At 64.2% G+C, this 15,179-nt stretch carries 13 protein-coding genes; 4 read left to right on the top strand and 9 right to left on the bottom strand.

All coding sequences use genetic code 11. From position 1 onward, the window contains the following. Positions 1–49: 49 nt before the first annotated feature. On the top strand, positions 50–883 hold the full coding sequence (locus tag ACO550_RS32355) for an aldo/keto reductase (protein ID WP_315596433.1): 834 nt from the start codon (positions 50–52) through the stop codon (positions 881–883). A gap of 30 nt (positions 884–913) precedes the next feature. On the opposite strand, the gene ACO550_RS32350 is transcribed toward ACO550_RS32355, so the two are convergent. Continuing rightward, positions 914–1,429, bottom strand: coding sequence for a hypothetical protein (locus ACO550_RS32350; protein ID WP_315596374.1), 516 nt, complete (start codon positions 1,427–1,429; stop codon positions 914–916). A 184-nt stretch (positions 1,430–1,613) separates the two neighbouring features. Between ACO550_RS32350 and ACO550_RS32345 the strand changes: the two genes are divergently transcribed. Next, positions 1,614–2,213: a BPSL1445 family SYLF domain-containing lipoprotein gene (locus ACO550_RS32345; RefSeq protein WP_315596375.1), complete on the top strand. Its 600-nt coding sequence runs from the start codon at positions 1,614–1,616 to the stop codon at positions 2,211–2,213. A gap of 173 nt (positions 2,214–2,386) precedes the next feature. Beyond that, positions 2,387–3,325, top strand: a complete 939-nt coding sequence (locus tag ACO550_RS32340) for a recombination-associated protein RdgC (protein WP_315596376.1) — start codon at positions 2,387–2,389, stop codon at positions 3,323–3,325. A gap of 49 nt (positions 3,326–3,374) precedes the next feature. Here ACO550_RS32340 and ACO550_RS32335 read toward each other — a convergent pair whose 3' ends face one another. After that, positions 3,375–4,337 (bottom strand): zinc-binding alcohol dehydrogenase family protein, encoded by a 963-nt coding sequence (locus ACO550_RS32335; RefSeq protein WP_315596377.1) that lies wholly within the window; start codon positions 4,335–4,337, stop codon positions 3,375–3,377. Between the two features lie 162 nt (positions 4,338–4,499). Here ACO550_RS32335 and ACO550_RS32330 point away from each other — a divergent pair, with 162 nt between their 5' ends. Further along, positions 4,500–5,471: a tripartite tricarboxylate transporter substrate binding protein gene (locus ACO550_RS32330; protein ID WP_315596378.1), complete on the top strand. Its 972-nt coding sequence runs from the start codon at positions 4,500–4,502 to the stop codon at positions 5,469–5,471. Positions 5,472–5,627: 156 nt separating this feature from the next. Here the strand turns inward: ACO550_RS32330 and ACO550_RS32325 are convergent, their stop codons facing one another. From ACO550_RS32325 to ACO550_RS32295, 7 genes are all read right to left on the bottom strand, one after another. Continuing rightward, positions 5,628–6,818, bottom strand: a complete 1,191-nt coding sequence (locus tag ACO550_RS32325; protein WP_315596379.1) for a ribonucleotide-diphosphate reductase subunit beta — start codon at positions 6,816–6,818, stop codon at positions 5,628–5,630. A 132-nt stretch (positions 6,819–6,950) separates the two neighbouring features. After that, the gene (locus ACO550_RS32320) at positions 6,951–9,896 is read right to left on the bottom strand and encodes a ribonucleoside-diphosphate reductase subunit alpha (protein WP_315596380.1); all 2,946 of its coding nucleotides are present in this window, start codon (positions 9,894–9,896) and stop codon (positions 6,951–6,953) included. A 240-nt stretch (positions 9,897–10,136) separates the two neighbouring features. Continuing rightward, complete coding sequence (locus ACO550_RS32315; RefSeq protein WP_485995075.1) at positions 10,137–10,496, bottom strand: type II toxin-antitoxin system RelE/ParE family toxin; 360 nt, start codon at positions 10,494–10,496, stop codon at positions 10,137–10,139. A gap of 83 nt (positions 10,497–10,579) precedes the next feature. Continuing rightward, positions 10,580–11,176 (bottom strand): 1,6-anhydro-N-acetylmuramyl-L-alanine amidase AmpD, encoded by a 597-nt coding sequence (ampD, locus tag ACO550_RS32310; protein ID WP_315596381.1) that lies wholly within the window; start codon positions 11,174–11,176, stop codon positions 10,580–10,582. After that, positions 11,169–12,857 (bottom strand): sigma 54-interacting transcriptional regulator, encoded by a 1,689-nt coding sequence (locus ACO550_RS32305; RefSeq protein WP_315596382.1) that lies wholly within the window; start codon positions 12,855–12,857, stop codon positions 11,169–11,171. The genes ampD and ACO550_RS32305 overlap by 8 nt, the downstream gene beginning before the upstream one ends. Positions 12,858–12,891: 34 nt before the next feature. Beyond that, positions 12,892–14,904, bottom strand: a complete 2,013-nt coding sequence (locus ACO550_RS32300; RefSeq protein ID WP_315596383.1) for a sensor histidine kinase — start codon at positions 14,902–14,904, stop codon at positions 12,892–12,894. Beyond that, on the bottom strand, positions 14,901–15,170 hold the full coding sequence (locus ACO550_RS32295) for a PP0621 family protein (protein WP_315596384.1): 270 nt from the start codon (positions 15,168–15,170) through the stop codon (positions 14,901–14,903). Before ACO550_RS32295 ends, ACO550_RS32300 begins: the two co-directional genes overlap by 4 nt. Positions 15,171–15,179: the final 9 nt, after the last annotated feature.

The following is a 15,179-nucleotide window of genomic DNA, read 5'->3' as shown; positions in this document are numbered from 1 at the left end:
CCGCGCTATCCATCCCCGGACTGAAGTCCGAGGTTTCCCGCGCAGCATGATGAAGCACGTCACGCTGCCCGACGGCGAGCGCATTCCCGCGCTGGGCATGGGCACCTGGAATATCGGCGATGACCGCAACACGCGCGACGAGGAAATTGCCACGCTGCAGACGGGCCTGGACATGGGCCTGCGCCTGATCGACACGGCTGAAATGTATGGCGAAGGGCTATCGGAATCGCTGATCGGCGAAGCACTGGCCGGGCGCCGCGACGATGCCTTCCTGGTCAGCAAGGTCTACCCGCACAATGCCAGCCGCAAGGGCACCGTGGCCGCCTGCGAACGCAGCCTGCGCCGGCTGGGCACCGATCGACTGGACCTGTACCTGTTGCACTGGCGTGGCGACGTGCCGTTCGAGGAAACCATCGAGGCATTCCTGGCGCTGCAGCGAGCAGGCAAGATCCGCCATTTCGGCGTCAGCAATCTGGATCTGGCCGATATGGAGGAATTCTGGGACGTACCGGGTGGCGACGCCACGACCGTGAATCAGTTGCTCTACAACCTGAGCCGTCGCGGCATCGAATACGACCTGCTGCCGTGGATGCGCGAGCGCAATGTGCCGGTGATGGCTTACTCGCCGATCGAGCAGGCGCGACTGTTGCGCAATCCGGGGCTACAGCGTTTTGCACAGCAACACGGCATGACCAGCGCGCAGGCGGCGCTGGCATGGTTGCTGACATTTGACGACATCATCGCGATTCCGAAGACCCGACACCGCGACCGTCTGCGTGAAAACCTGCGCGCGCTGGACATGACGCTGACGCCGGAACAACTGTCCGAACTGGACAAGCTGTTCCCGCCACCGCGCCATGCGCAGCCGCTTGCCATGCTGTGAAGGGCTGTCCGGCCCGAGCGCTTCGCTCAATCAGCGCTGGCCAGCCTTGTAACGCTCCACCTCGACGTAACGCGTCAGGTAGGTGCGCGCTTTCTCGCGGGTATCGGTGGTAACGCGGTCCGCTGCCTGGCGCGCACTGGACTGGCCGTGGGCCGAGCTCATCTGGGCGGAAAGGTAGGACTGGAAGGCATCGTGCATGACCTTCAATTGGTCCTTGCAGGCATCGATGGCCCCCGCGGCAACTTCCTTGGACGTGCCTTTGCCCTTGGCACCGTCACCCGCCTTGTCCTGGACGCAATCCATGTACTTGGCACGTTCGGCCTGCCAGCCGGAATTCATTTGCGCGACTTCCTGCTGGGCCTCTGGCGTCTGGACGGATGGCTGAGACGAGCATGCGGCCAGCAGCAGCGCCGTCAGCGGTACGGCGAACGCAGCAACGCGGCCTGCCGGGCGCATGCGCCGATGTTGCATCGCGCCATTCTCTGCGAGTTGGGATTGAGGAGCGGCGTGGCCGGCGGACTTGGTGGGGACGATTGACGTATGCATGCTTCAAAGACACGGTCGACTTATTCGGGTTCCGGAATAAGTTCCAACGATTTGCAAGAAAGTATGACTATGTCATGTCAGAGGCCCACCACCCCTGTGTCAGACAACATCGCATTGGCGGATGTGCTCTGCCCGCCTATGCTGTAGAGGCGGTTGCAACACACGACCCCTCCTGGAGGAAATAATGAAACGTCGAACCTTCCTGTCCGCCGGCAGTGCTGGTCTTGTCGGCCTCACTGGTCTGTCACTGGGCGCCATGTCGCTCACAGGTTGTAGCTTTACGGGACCGAAAGATTCAGGCGATGCAGCGTCCAAGCGTCGCGAGATCGATACTGGCGCCACCGATACCCTGAACCGGCTCTATTCCACGACCAATAGTGCGCGGGACCTCGGCGCCAAGGCCAAGGGCATCCTGATTTTCCCGAAACTGCTGTCGGCAGGGTTTATCGTCGGTGGCGAATATGGGGACGGCGTGCTGCGCTCGGGCGGTGCCAACCGTGGCTACTACCGCGCCATTTCCGGCTCCGTCGGCTGGCAGATCGGGGCCCAGTCGAAGGCGTTCATCCTGATGTTCATGACGCAGGAAGCCTACGACAAGTTCGTGCGTAGCAGTGGCTGGCAGGTCGGCGCCGACGCCACCGTGGCATTGGCCACAATCGGTGCGAACGGCCAGATCGACACCAATACGGCGCAGCAGCCGATCATTGGCTTTGCCATGACCAACGCAGGCCTGATGGCCGGGCTAAGCCTCGAAGGCACCAAGATCTCGAAGCTCGATATCTGATAGCGTGCGCCGGCGACATGCCGGCGCGGACCTGCAAACGTCCATCGTGCGGCATCCGGCATGCTGCGCGATGGACGTTTTTTCTTTACATCATCTCCGGCTGCGCACCGGCTCCGAACCGTTAGAATTCGTCCCTTGCCAATTTTCCAACCCGTACGCGAGGCCGAATTCTCATGTGGTTCAAGAATCTCCAGATTCATCGTTTTTCCGCCCCGTGGACGCTGAGCGCCGAGGACGTCGAGGCCGGCCTGGCCAAGCACGCGTTCTACCCGGGCACCAGCCTCGAGATGCAGACCCAGGGCTGGGCATCGCCGCGCGACAACGACCAGCTTGTGCACTGCGTCAACAAACAGATGTTGCTGGTGCTGCGCACCGAAAAGAAGCTGCTGCCGGCTACCGTGGTCAACCAGGTGACCAAGGCACGCGCCGCCGAACTCGAAGAACAACAAGGCTTCAAGCCGGGACGCAAGCAGCTCAAGGAACTCAAGGAACAGATCACCGAGGAACTGCTGCCGCGCGCGTTCAGCATTCGCCGTGATACCCGCGTCTGGATCGACCCCGTGAATGGCTGGCTGGCCATCGATGCCGCCGGCACCGCCAAGGCCGACGAAGTGCGCGGCATGCTGTTCAAGGCCATCGACCCGTTGCCCGTGGTCGGCCTGCAGGTCAACCTGTCGCCCGTGGCCGCCATGACGGAATGGCTCGCCACCGACACCGCACCGGCCGGCTTCACGGTCGACCAGGAAATCGAACTGCAGTCGAGCAGCGAAACCAAGGCAACCGTACGCTACGTGCGCCATCCGCTCGACCCCGAAGACCTGGCCCGTCATATTGCCGCGGGCAAGCGTTGCACCCGGCTGGCCATGACGTGGAACGACCGTGTGTCGTTCGTGCTGACCGACGCACTGGCCGTGAAGCGCGTGAACCCGCTCGACGTCATCAAGGAACAGGCCGATGCCTCGCTCCATGACGAAGACGAACGCTTCGACGCCGATTTCGCGCTGATGGCCGGTGAACTGGCGGGCCTGCTGACCGACCTGACCGAGGCACTGGGTGGCGAACGCAAGGCCGAAGGCATGGCTACCCCCGCCGAAGAGCGCAAGGCGGCCTGAGCCGCCGTCGACTGCGAGCCGGGTCGAGCCGGGGCGGCCTGAATCGAACCTAGTCGAGCGTCAGCACGATACGACGCTCGGGCTCGCCGGTCTGCCGCCACGCAGTGGCCACGTCGGCCATTGGCACCTGCTCGGTTTCGAGCACCAGATGGCCACTGCGCATGCAGGCCAGGATCTCTTCGACCAGCAGCATCAGGCCTTCGGCCGGAGGATGATTGGCCGGCCCGCATCCCATCAGCACCGCGCGCGAGTCCCGCAATGCGGTGGGCGCGATCATCACGCTGCCCGCCGCACGATCCACCACGGACACCACACGGATGCCACGGTACTCGGACAATGCCGGCGAGCCCGGCGTCTCGATCAGTGCCGAGAGCAGCAACTCCAGCGTTTCCCCCCAGACGAAATCGAGTACCACATCGATGCCATCGGCGGCACATGAGGCAAACGCGTGCTGCAGCACGCTGGGCGCCTGCCCGAGATCGATCAGCCCGTCGGCCCCAAGCGGCGTCAGCAGGTCGATGCGATGGCCTGCCGCGATCACGCGCCCCGCGCCCTGCAGGCGCGCGGCCTGCACCGCCAGGCGCCCCACCACGCCCGAAGCGCCGAGCACCAGCACCGTCTCGCCGGGCTCCAGGTCCGCGCGCACCGCCAGTGGCATCCACGCCGTCAACGCAGGGCCAACCAGCGCCGCGGCCTGCGCCGTGTCCACACCGTCAGGAACCGGTACGACCCACTCCGCCGGCACGTACTCGGCCATCGCACCGAACGGACTGCGGCTCGCCCGAAAATAGACGCGTTGCCCGCCGGCGAGATAGCCAATCCCGTCGTGCCCGCAGATATAAGGCAACTGCAACGGCATGCGCGGATGCTCGCCGCGCGATATGGCGATGTCCACCGGACGGAGCACTGCGGCACCAACGCGCACCAGAACTTCCCCATCGCGGGGCTCGGGATCATGAAACGTGGTGAAGCGTGGTGCCTCACCCAGATTGTGTAAAACAACGGCTCGCATCGTGGCTCTCCTTGGTGATGTCTGCCGACGATCGTAGGCACACCACCCGCACAAGTCTGTGAGCCGATTCTGAAAACGACGCGGGGCGTAGAATCTCGTCAAATAACAAAGACGCCACGGAAAGAAACGTCATCGGCAACCCACCCAGTTGAGGAGAGAAACTTGAAGTCGTCGCACCGCCCCGCCAGCTTGTCGCTGGCCGCCCTGCTGCTGGCCGTCGCCAGCACCGCCCACGCCGCCTGGCCCGAGCGCCCGATCAAGCTGATCGTGCCGTTTCCGCCAGGACAAGCCACCGATATCTTTGCGCGCGCGCTGGCCGAGAAGCTCGGCAAGCAACTCGGCCAGTCCGTGATCGTGGAAAACCGCGCGGGCGCCGGCGGCAATATCGGCATGGAGGTCGCCGCCAAGGCACCGGCCGACGGCTACACGATCGTGATGGCCGGCAGCGCAATGGCCATCAACCAGACACTGTACAAAAAGCTCAACTACGACCCGCGCCAGGACTTCGCACCGGTGTCCGGCGTATTCTCGGTGCCGCTGATCTTCCTGGCCACGCCGCAGTCCGGCTTTACATCATTGCGTGACCTGATTGCCAAGGCCAAGGCCGCGCCGGGCAAGTACAGCTACGCCAGCGCCGGCATCGGCGGCACGCAGCATCTGTCCGCCGAAATGCTCAAGGCGCAGACCGGCACGTTCATGGTCCATATCCCGTACAAGGGCAGCGGCCCCGCGCAGGCCGACTTCCTCGGCAACCAGATTCCGCTGATGGTGGACTCGGTGACCGCCGCGCTGCCGCTGATCCAGAGCGGCAAGGCCGTGCCGCTGGCCGTCACGACTGCGAAGCGCGTGCCGCAACTGCCCGCGGTACCCAGCGTGCGTGAGCAAGGCGTGCCCGGATTCGAGGCGCTTGGCTGGGCCGTGATGCTGGCACCGGCAGGCACTCCACCGGCAATCGTCAGCCAGCTCAATTCGGAAACCGTCAAGGCGCTGCAATCGCCCGAACTGCAGAAGTTCATCACGGACCGCGGCTCCGAACCCATGCCCATGACACCGGCCGAAACCGGCAAGTTCGTGGATAGCGAAATCAGGAAGTGGGCGCCGGTAGTGAAACGGTCGGGCGCGACGGCGGATTGAGATCCGGGAAACCGTAGCGGGCCCGGCATTCTCAGCCTGCCGGACCTGCAAAAGAAAAACGGACACCGGGCTCCCGCCCGATGTCCGCTCTTCACCCGTTCTGGCTGCTTTTTGCAGCCGACCCTTCAACCTTCTTGAATCAATCTACTACGTCAATCAATCCCAGGACAAGGCGCCGCCGGTCTGATACTCGATCACGCGGGTTTCGAAGAAGTTGCGTTCCTTCTTCAGGTCGATCATCTCGCTCATCCACGGGAACGGGTTTTCCTCGTTCGGGAACAGCTGATCCAGGCCGATCTGCTGGCAGCGGCGGTTGCAGATGAAGCGCAGGTAGCCCTTGAACATCGGCGCGTTCAGGCCCAGCACGCCGCGCGGCATGGTGTCCTCGGCGTAGCGGTATTCCAGGTCCACGGCCTTCTTGAACAGTTCGGTGATCTCGGCCTTGAACTCGGCGGTCCACAGGTGCGGGTTCTCGAGCTTGATCTGGTTGATCAGGTCGATACCGAAATTGCAGTGCAGCGATTCGTCGCGCAGGATGTACTGGTACTGCTCGGCGGCACCGGTCATCTTGTTCTGGCGGCCCATGGCCAGGATCTGCGTGAAGCCCACGTAGAAGAACAGGCCTTCCATGATGCAGGCAAACACGATCAGGCTCTTGAGCAGCTTCTGGTCGTTCTCGGGCGTGCCGGTCTTGAACGACGGATCGGTCAGCGTGTCGATGAACGGAATCAGGAACTCGTCCTTGTCGCGGATCGACTGCACTTCATGGTACGCGTTGAAGATCTCGGCTTCGTTCAGGCCGAGCGATTCCACGATGTACTGGTAGGCATGCGTGTGGATGGCCTCTTCGAAGGCCTGGCGCAGCAGGTACTGACGGCATTCCGGCGCCGTGATCTGGCGGTAGGTGCCCAGCACGATGTTGTTGGCGGCCAGCGAGTCGGCCGTCACGAAGAAGCCCAGGTTGCGCTTGATGATGCGGCGCTCGTCCTCGGTCAGCCCGTTCGGGTCTTTCCACAGGGCGATGTCGCGCGACATGTTGATTTCCTGCGGCATCCAGTGGTTGGCGCAACCGGCCAGGTACTTTTCCCACGCCCACTTGTACTTGAACGGCACCAGCTGGTTCACGTCGGTGGCACCGTTGATCACGCGCTTGTCGGCGGCGTTCACACGGCGCGAGCTTTGCGCGGCGGCGGCGTTCGGATTGTTGCCGAGGATGCCCGACGGCGCGGTGGCCGCCGGCGGCAGTACACCTTGCTGGTCGGCGGTAGCGGCCGGGACGGCAGGTTGCAGGGCAGGCTGCGGTGCGGCCTGCGGGGTGGCTTGAACGTCGTCGTCCCAGCTCAGCATGTTGTTTCTCCGGATATTCGATATAGGGGCGGCTTCGGGCGCGCCTGAGGCAACTTCCGGCGCCGGCCCTCTCCCCCGGCCCCTCTCCCGCATGGGCGGGAGAGGGGAGCAGACCGAGGGTGATTCAATAAGTTACTGGCAGGCTTCGCACTCTTCGAAACCAGGGTCGCCCGGGCGCATCGTGCAGACCGCGCCTTCGGCTTCCGGCATGGCCGGGGCCGATGCGGCGGCCGCATCGATACCCGACTGGCCGTCGGCACCCGACGACACCGCATTCAGCGAACCGCGCGACACGGTGGACTTCTCCACGTGCGTGGCGGCCATGGTACGCAGGTAGTACGTGGTCTTCAGGCCGCGCAGCCATGCCAGCTTGTAGGTGTCGTCGAGCTTCTTGCCCGATGCACCAGCCATGTAAATGTTCAGCGACTGGGCCTGGTCGATCCACTTCTGGCGGCGGCTTGCAGCCTCCACGAGCCAGGACGGTTCCACTTCGAACGCGGTGGCGTAGATATCGCGCAGGTCTTGCGGAATGCGGTCGATACGGGCCAGCGAACCGTCGAAGTACTTCAGGTCGGCGACCATCACTTCGTCCCACAGGCCGCGCGACTTCAGGTCACGCACCAGGAAGTCATTCACCACCGTGAACTCGCCCGACAGGTTCGACTTCACGTACAGGTTCTGGAACGTCGGTTCGATGCAGGCGGACACGCCGATGATGTTCGAGATGGTCGCGGTCGGTGCGATCGCGATGCAGTTCGAATTGCGCATGCCGTGCTGCTTGATGCGTCCGCGCAGCGAATCCCAGTCCATCGTCGACGACGAATCCACTTCCAGGTAGCCACCGCGCTCTTCGGCGAGCAGCTTCAGCGAATCCTGCGGCAGGATGCCTCGGTCCCACAGCGAACCCTCATACGTGCTGTAGCGGCCGCGCTCTTCGGCCAGTTCGGTCGAGGCGTGGTAGGCGTAGTAGCAGACCGCTTCCATCGACGTGTCGGCGAACTTCACAGCGGCGTCGCTGGCGTACGGCGTGCGCAGTACGTGCAGGCAATCCTGGAAGCCCATGATGCCCATGCCTACCGGGCGGTGGCGCAGGTTCGAATTGCGAGCCTTCTCCACTGCGTAGTAGTTGATGTCGATCACGTTGTCGAGCATGCGCATCGCGGTACGGATCGTCTTCTGCAGCTTGGCGTGGTCGAGCACATGGGTGCCATCGGCCTGCTGCTTCAGGTGTGCCAGCAGGTTCACCGAACCCAGGTTGCACACGGCGATCTCGCTGTCGTTCGTGTTCAGCGTGATTTCCGTGCACAGGTTCGAGCTGTGGACCACGCCGATGTGCTGCTGCGGGCTGCGGATGTTGCACGGATCCTTGAACGTGATCCACGGGTGGCCGGTCTCGAACAGCATGCCCAGCATCTTGCGCCACAGTTGTTGCGCCGGCACCTTCTTGAACAGCTTCAGTTCGCCATTGGCGGCCTTGGCCTCGTAGCCCAGGTAGGCCTGCTCGAAAGCCTTGCCCACCTTGTCGTGCAGGTCCGGGCAGGAAGCCGGCGAGAACAGCGTCCATTCGCCGCCTTCCATCACGCGCTTCATGAACAGGTCCGGAATCCAGTTGGCCGTGTTCATGTCATGCGTGCGGCGACGGTCGTCGCCGGTGTTCTTGCGCAGCTCGAGGAATTCCTCGATGTCCAGGTGCCACGTTTCCAGGTACGCGCAGACCGCGCCCTTGCGCTTGCCGCCCTGGTTCACGGCCACGGCCGTGTCGTTGACCACCTTCAGGAACGGCACCACGCCTTGCGACTTGCCGTTGGTGCCCTTGATGTGCGAACCCAGCGCGCGCACATTGGTCCAGTCGTTGCCCAGGCCGCCGGCAAACTTCGACAGCAGCGCGTTTTCCTTCAGCGCTTCGTAGATGCCTTCCAGGTCGTCAGATACCGTGGTCAGGTAGCACGACGACAGCTGCGAACGGCGCGTACCCGAGTTGAACAGCGTCGGCGTGGACGACATGAAGTCGAACGACGACAGCAGTTGGTAGAACTCGATGGCACGGGCTTCACGGTCGGCCTCTTCCAGCGCCAGGCCCATGGCCACGCGCATGAAGAATGCCTGCGGCATTTCGATGCGCACTTCATCGACGTGCAGGAAGTAACGGTCGTACAGCGTCTGCAGGCCCAGGTAGTTGAACTGGAAGTCGCGCGAGGCGTCCAGCGCGGCGCCCAGGCGGGCCAGGTCGTACGTGGCCAGCTTCTCGTCGAGCAGCTCGGCTTCGATACCGCGGGCGATGAACTTCGGGAAGTACTCTGCGTACTTCGTCGACATTTCGGCCTGGGTCACTTCGGTGCCCAGGATTTCCTTGCGGATCGTGTGCAGCAGGATACGGGCGGTCACCTGGCTGTAGGCCGGGTCTTTCTCGATCAGCGTACGCGCGGCCAGGATGGCCGAGTCGTAGACCTGCGTCATCGGCACGCCGTCGTACAGGTTCTTGAGCGTTTCCTTCAGGATCGGCTCGGCGCTCACGGCGTCGCCCAGGCCACCGCAGGCGTTGTCGATCAGCGCATGCAGCGCCACCAGGTCCAGCGGATGGGTGGTGCCGTTGTCGGTCACATTGAACGACACACCGCTCTGTTGCACACGCGCCACGGCCTGTGCATTGGCTTGCGCGCGTTCCTGCGTACGCTTTTCACGGTACAGCACGTAGGCGCGGGCTACCTCATGTTCGCCCGAGCGCATCAGCGCCAGTTCCGCGTGATCCTGCACGTCTTCGATATGGAACGTGCCGCCGCTCGGACGGCTGCGCACCAGTGCGCGCACCACGTTCTGGGTCAGTTGCTCGACGATCTCGCGCACGCGCGCGGATGCCGCACCCTGGCCACCGTTGACGGCCAGGAACGCCTTGGTCATGGCCACGGCAATCTTGTTCGGCTCGAACGCCACCACCGCGCCGTTGCGACGGATCAGCTTGTAGTCCTGATAGGAAACGCCTGCAGCGGCGGGGATCTGCTGCGAAGTGCCGCCGGCTGCGCCGGCAATGCCAGTTGCGCCAGCCACGCCAGTGTTTTGTTCGTTTTGGGCCGTTTGCATGAGGTAACTCCTGTTTTAACCCTTGTATTGAAGACTTGTAATGAAGATGACAAAGTCCCTAGCAAAATGCGCTTCAGAAGACACTCGATGCAGGCAACGCCAAACGAGAACTGAACTTCACGTGCGATCACTTTGCTAGGGACTCTAGGTACTGCTCCAGCCCCTTAACCAATATGAGGTAGACAACGCATATTGCTGCGCCGCCCACTCCACATCGGGGCCGGTTCCCCGGTCAGACCACTAAATGTAGTGGTCCTTCTCAAAATCAGGGCTAAGTATAGTGAAAAGAGACTGCATGACCAGTCTTGACAAGCGCCAATGCGACAACCGGGCCGGCAGTGCGGCAGCGCCACATTCCCGCAAAGCGCACTGCCTCAAGGGTTCGCGGCAGCACGTTCGGTGGCGCACAAAATTTCGAAAATTTTTTAATGGGAATGGATCACCGATAGCGTGACTCAGGATGGGGACGCAGGGGGCGCGATTGTACCGGCATTGCGCCGGAATGAGGCAAGGTGCACGAAATCGTCGTCGCGCTAGCGCCAGTTCGTCACGCGGGGTTTTCTGCGATTTCTTGATGAAGCCATGAAGCAGGCAAGTCATGCTAGAGACGACCACCGGGTCTGGATATGAGACAAGGATGATTCTGGAGGCGACGAATGAGAATCCGCGCTCGGTTGTGCCGCTCAGTTGTTCCGATACGGCAGCAGGGTCGCCGGCAACTGCGCCAGCGTGGCGAGGCGGTCCCAGTCGAAGTGTGGACCGGGGTCGGTCTTGCGGCCTGGGGCGATGTCGCTATGGCCAGCGATGCCCTGGATCGGATAGGCGGTGCGTAGCCCGGCCACCAAGGCCGCGGCGGTGTCGTACTGGGCTAGCGTGAAGGGCTGGTCGTCGGCGCCTTCGATCTCGATGCCGATCGAGAAATCGTTGCAGCGCTGCCGGCCGCAATAGTCCGACTGGCCGGCGTGCCACGCGCGTTGCGTACAGGCAACGAACTGCACGAGTTCGCCGTCTCGCATGATCACGAAGTGGGCGGAGACGCGCACGTCGTGGATCGTTTCGAAGAACGGGTGGCGCGATGCATCGAGGCGGTTCTGGAAGAACGCTTCGATGTCGCCGGTACCGAACTGGCCGGGCGGCAGGCTGATGTTGTGGATCACCACCACATCCAGCGGCATGCCGGCGGGACGCGCATCGAAATTCGGCGATGGCGCGCGCCGCGCGGCCGGCACCCAGCCTTCGCCATCGGGCAGGAAATCGTGCGCGGCCACCCGGTCAGGCATCGCGGCCCTCGGCAAGCGTTTCACTCTCGTCGCTGATGTCGCTACCGTCTGCACTCTCGCCACGGCCCTCGCGCTCGTCACGGATTCCAAGCTGCTGGATGCGATAGCGCAACTGGCGGAAGTTCAGGCCCAGCAGCGGCGCAGCGGCAGTGCGGTTGAAACCTGTCTGCCGCAATGCGCGCAGGATCAACTCGCGCTCCACCGCCTCGAGTCGCGCCGGAAGATCGATCGGGAAATCGAGATCGGCCAGCGCGGCAGCCAACGAATCGTTGCCGGTGACGCTGGCCTGCAGCGGTACCGGTTCCGGCGCCAGTTCGGCGGGCGACACTGCCGGTATTCCCGCTGCCCCCGCAACGCCCGCAGGCCACGTGGCCGCACTACCCCATGGCTGATAGGCAGCCGCTGGCGGCACTGGCGCCGGAGCTGGCACCGGCGCCAGATGCGGCATGCCGGCCTGCAGCAGGCTGGCCCGCTCCATGCCCGCGTCAAGCGGACCGAGGTCGCCCACTTCGATTTCTTCGGTTTCGGCGAACGCATAGGCGCGTTCGAGCAGGTTTTCGAGCTCGCGCACATTGCCCGGGAACGGATAGGACGTCAGCCGTTCCAGCGCGGCGCGCGACAGACGCTTGGGGTGCGCATCGCCATAGCGCACCGCCAGGTGTTCCAGGATCGCGCGCGCCAGCACCGGCACGTCCTCGACGCGCTCGCGCAGCGTGGGCATGCGCAGTTCGAGCACATTGAGCCGGTAATACAAATCCTGCCGGAACGATCCGGCCGCCACCATAGCCGCCAGGTCCTTGTGGCTCGCGCACATCACGCGCACATCGACAATGTCTTCCTTGCTGGCGCCAATCTTGCGCACGCGGCGTTCCTGCAAGGCGCGCAGCAGCTTCACCTGCATGGCCAGCGGCAGGTCGGCCACTTCATCGAGCATCAGCGTGCCACCATGGGCGGCCTGGAAAAAGCCGCCACGCTCGGCGTCGGCTCCCGTGAACGCGCCTTTTACATGGCCAAAGAACTCCGCCTCCATCAGCGTCTCGGGAATCGCCCCGCAGTTCACGGCCACGAACGGGTGCGCCGAGCGGGCACTGATGGCATGGATGGCGCGTGCGGCGCGCTCCTTGCCGCTGCCGGACTCCCCGCTGATCACCACGGGTGCCATGCTGCGCGCCAGACGCGACAGTGAACGGCGCACTTCGTGGATTGCCGCCGACAACCCCGGCAGCAGCCCTGCCGCGCGATCGCCAACGTCACCCGGCTCGGCCGCGCCCGTGCCGTCGGCATCGGCCGGGGCACGTTGCTGGCGGCCCAGCGCGTTCAGGATCAACGTGCGCAACTGTTCCAGCGACACCGGCTTGGCGATGTAGTCGAACGCGCCGGCCTTGAGCGCGTCCACCGCATTGTCGGCACTGCCGTAAGCCGTGATCACCGCCACCGGCGTTCGCTCGGGCGAAGCCGACAACTGCCGCACGATCTCGATGCCAAGCCCATCGCCCAGGCGCATGTCGGTCAGCACCAGGCTGTAGCGGCGCTCGGCCAGGCGCACCCGCGCCTCGGCCAGCGATCCGGCCATCACCACGTCATGCCCCATGCGGCGCAGCGAAATATCGAGCAGCTCGCGCAGGTCGGCCTCGTCGTCGATGACGAGGATCGGATCGGGAGCAGACGGTCTGGCAGGCATGGGCGGACGGTGGTCAGTAGTGATGCAACGTGGATCAGGCGGCAACGACGTCAGGTGTTTCGATACGCATCGTCAGAACGAAGGCTTTGGCCGGAAGTGTATCGCGAGCCCCGCCAACCAGCATTCCGGTACGATCCAGCAGCGCATCGAGCGCGATCGTGCCGTAGCGCACCTGGGCATCATTGGCGCCGCACAGCTCACGCGCCATGAACAGGCCCAGCCCGGTGCCCTGCGGGTTGCTCGTGAAAAACGGCTCGAACAGGCTGCGCTGTTGCTCGCGCGTGACTTCGGCGCCGTCGTTCCAGACAATCAGTTCGGCATGGTGCTGGTCCAGCGCATGCGCCAACAGGCGGATCGAGCCGGGCAAACGGCTGCAATACCGCCACGCGTTGTCGAGCAGGTTGCCCAGCACTTGCTGCAATTGCGGCGTATCGAAAATCACGGGACGCTGCAGGTCCACGACCACCCGGATCGCATTGGCGTTGAATTCGGCGCGGGCGCCGGCGCGCGCGCGCATTTCCAGCCGCCAGCGGTCTACGATCTCTGGCAGCGCCTGGGCCAGGTCCATCGCACTATGGCCCGTCTTTGGGCGGCGCGACAACTGCAGCACGTCCGAAATCACCTGGTCCAGCCGGCGTACGTTGTCGCTGATGATGCGCAGCAGCCGCGCATCGATATTGCCCTCGCCACCGCCCGAGTCGGCCAGCAGCTCGTTGGCCTGGCTGATGGCGGCCAGCGGATTGCGGATCTGGTGTGCCACGCTGGCCACCAGCCGGCCCATCGCGGCCAGCTTCTCCTGCTGAACCTGCTCGGCGATGCGCTCCCAGCTTTCGATATGGACCAGCACGGTATCGCGCATCTCGCTGCGCAGCAGCGTCTCGTCTTCCGGACTCCACGCCATGGCCTCGTTCTGCGCAATGGCCAGCCGCAGCCGCGCGGCACCCTCGGCGGACATATCGTTCCAGCCGGCGGTATCGAGGCCTGCGGTGGATGTCAGCGTGCCGCCCAGCGTCGAGCGCAGTCCGGCCAGACCCGGCAGCACGAAACGCAGGCGCAGGCGTGTATGCAACATCGGATTGCGGGCCGGCGTGGGGCGCGACGGCAGCGGCAGCAGTTGCAGGATGCGCGGCACATCATCCTTGCGGCCGATCCAGTCGCGCAGCATTTCCATCAATGGCTGCAGGCGCGGAATGCGGCGCAGGTCGAACAACGCGTTGTCGCGTTCGCCCGCGCGCACCTGCCCTTCCTGGATACGTTCGTGCGGCTGCACGCCCAGCAGCACATAGGCCGCGGGATTGGCTGCCACCACCACGCCATTGGCGCGCACCAGCATCACGCCATCCTGCATGTCGTTGACCATCAGCCGATTCACCAGCTGCTGCAGCCGCAGTTCCTGCTCACGAGCCAGCGCCAGCTGCTCCTGTGCGATCTGGCGATTGGCCAGCATATACATCACCAGCGCCGCAATCATGAACACCAGCCCGAACAGGCCCGAGCCCAGCAGGTTGGCATCGGCCTGGCGCGCCAGCAGCGTCTGCAGGAACGGATTGGCCATCACCAGCATCGCCGATACGGCGGCGGTGAACAGCGCGAACAGCAGGCTGGTAAGCGCCCCGGCCTCGAGTGCGGGCAGCAGGAAGATCATCGCCAGCCCTTCGCCGTGATTGCCATTGCGCCCCAATACAACATAGACGGCAGACAGCAACACCAGGTCGACGATGACCTGGGCGCGCACACGGACATGGAAATAGCGCCGCCAAGTCGTGCCGAGCAGCGTCACCACGGCGATGCACAGGTACGGGATTACCGCCGGAATCGCCGCGGCCGTGCGCGCATTGGCGGCCATACTGACGACGGCCACCCCCGCGGCGGCACGCTCGAGCGGCAGCCAGGCATAGCCGACGAGCAGCAGCGCCACCGCCAGGCGCGTCCAGCAGAAATAGCGCAACAGGCGCCAGTGGAACTCGGGCGGCTCGGGCTGGCGCCAGAGATCGACCAGCATGCGCCAGCCGCTCAGCGTGGACCAGGCCGATGCCCGCCGCGTCATGCGCCGCCCTCGCCCGGCGTATCAGGAAGATGGCTGCGGCGGCAGTAATGCAGGCCATGCCATGCAATGGCATCGGCGCGCGGCAGATGCACGCCACATTGCGCACACTGGACCATCGGTTCGATGGCATCCCCGGCGCCGGCCGCCTGGCGGCCCGACGCCTGCCGGCGCTGCGACGATTGGTCTGCCTGACGTGCGCTGGCGCGCTCGCGCAGCCACCAGAAGATGACCAGCACGACAGCCAGCAGAAGAAAGATTCTTGCCATGGATCGGGA

It is taken from the genome of Cupriavidus sp. (genome assembly GCF_057315035.1).
This window is presented reverse-complemented; position numbering and strand designations above follow the sequence as displayed.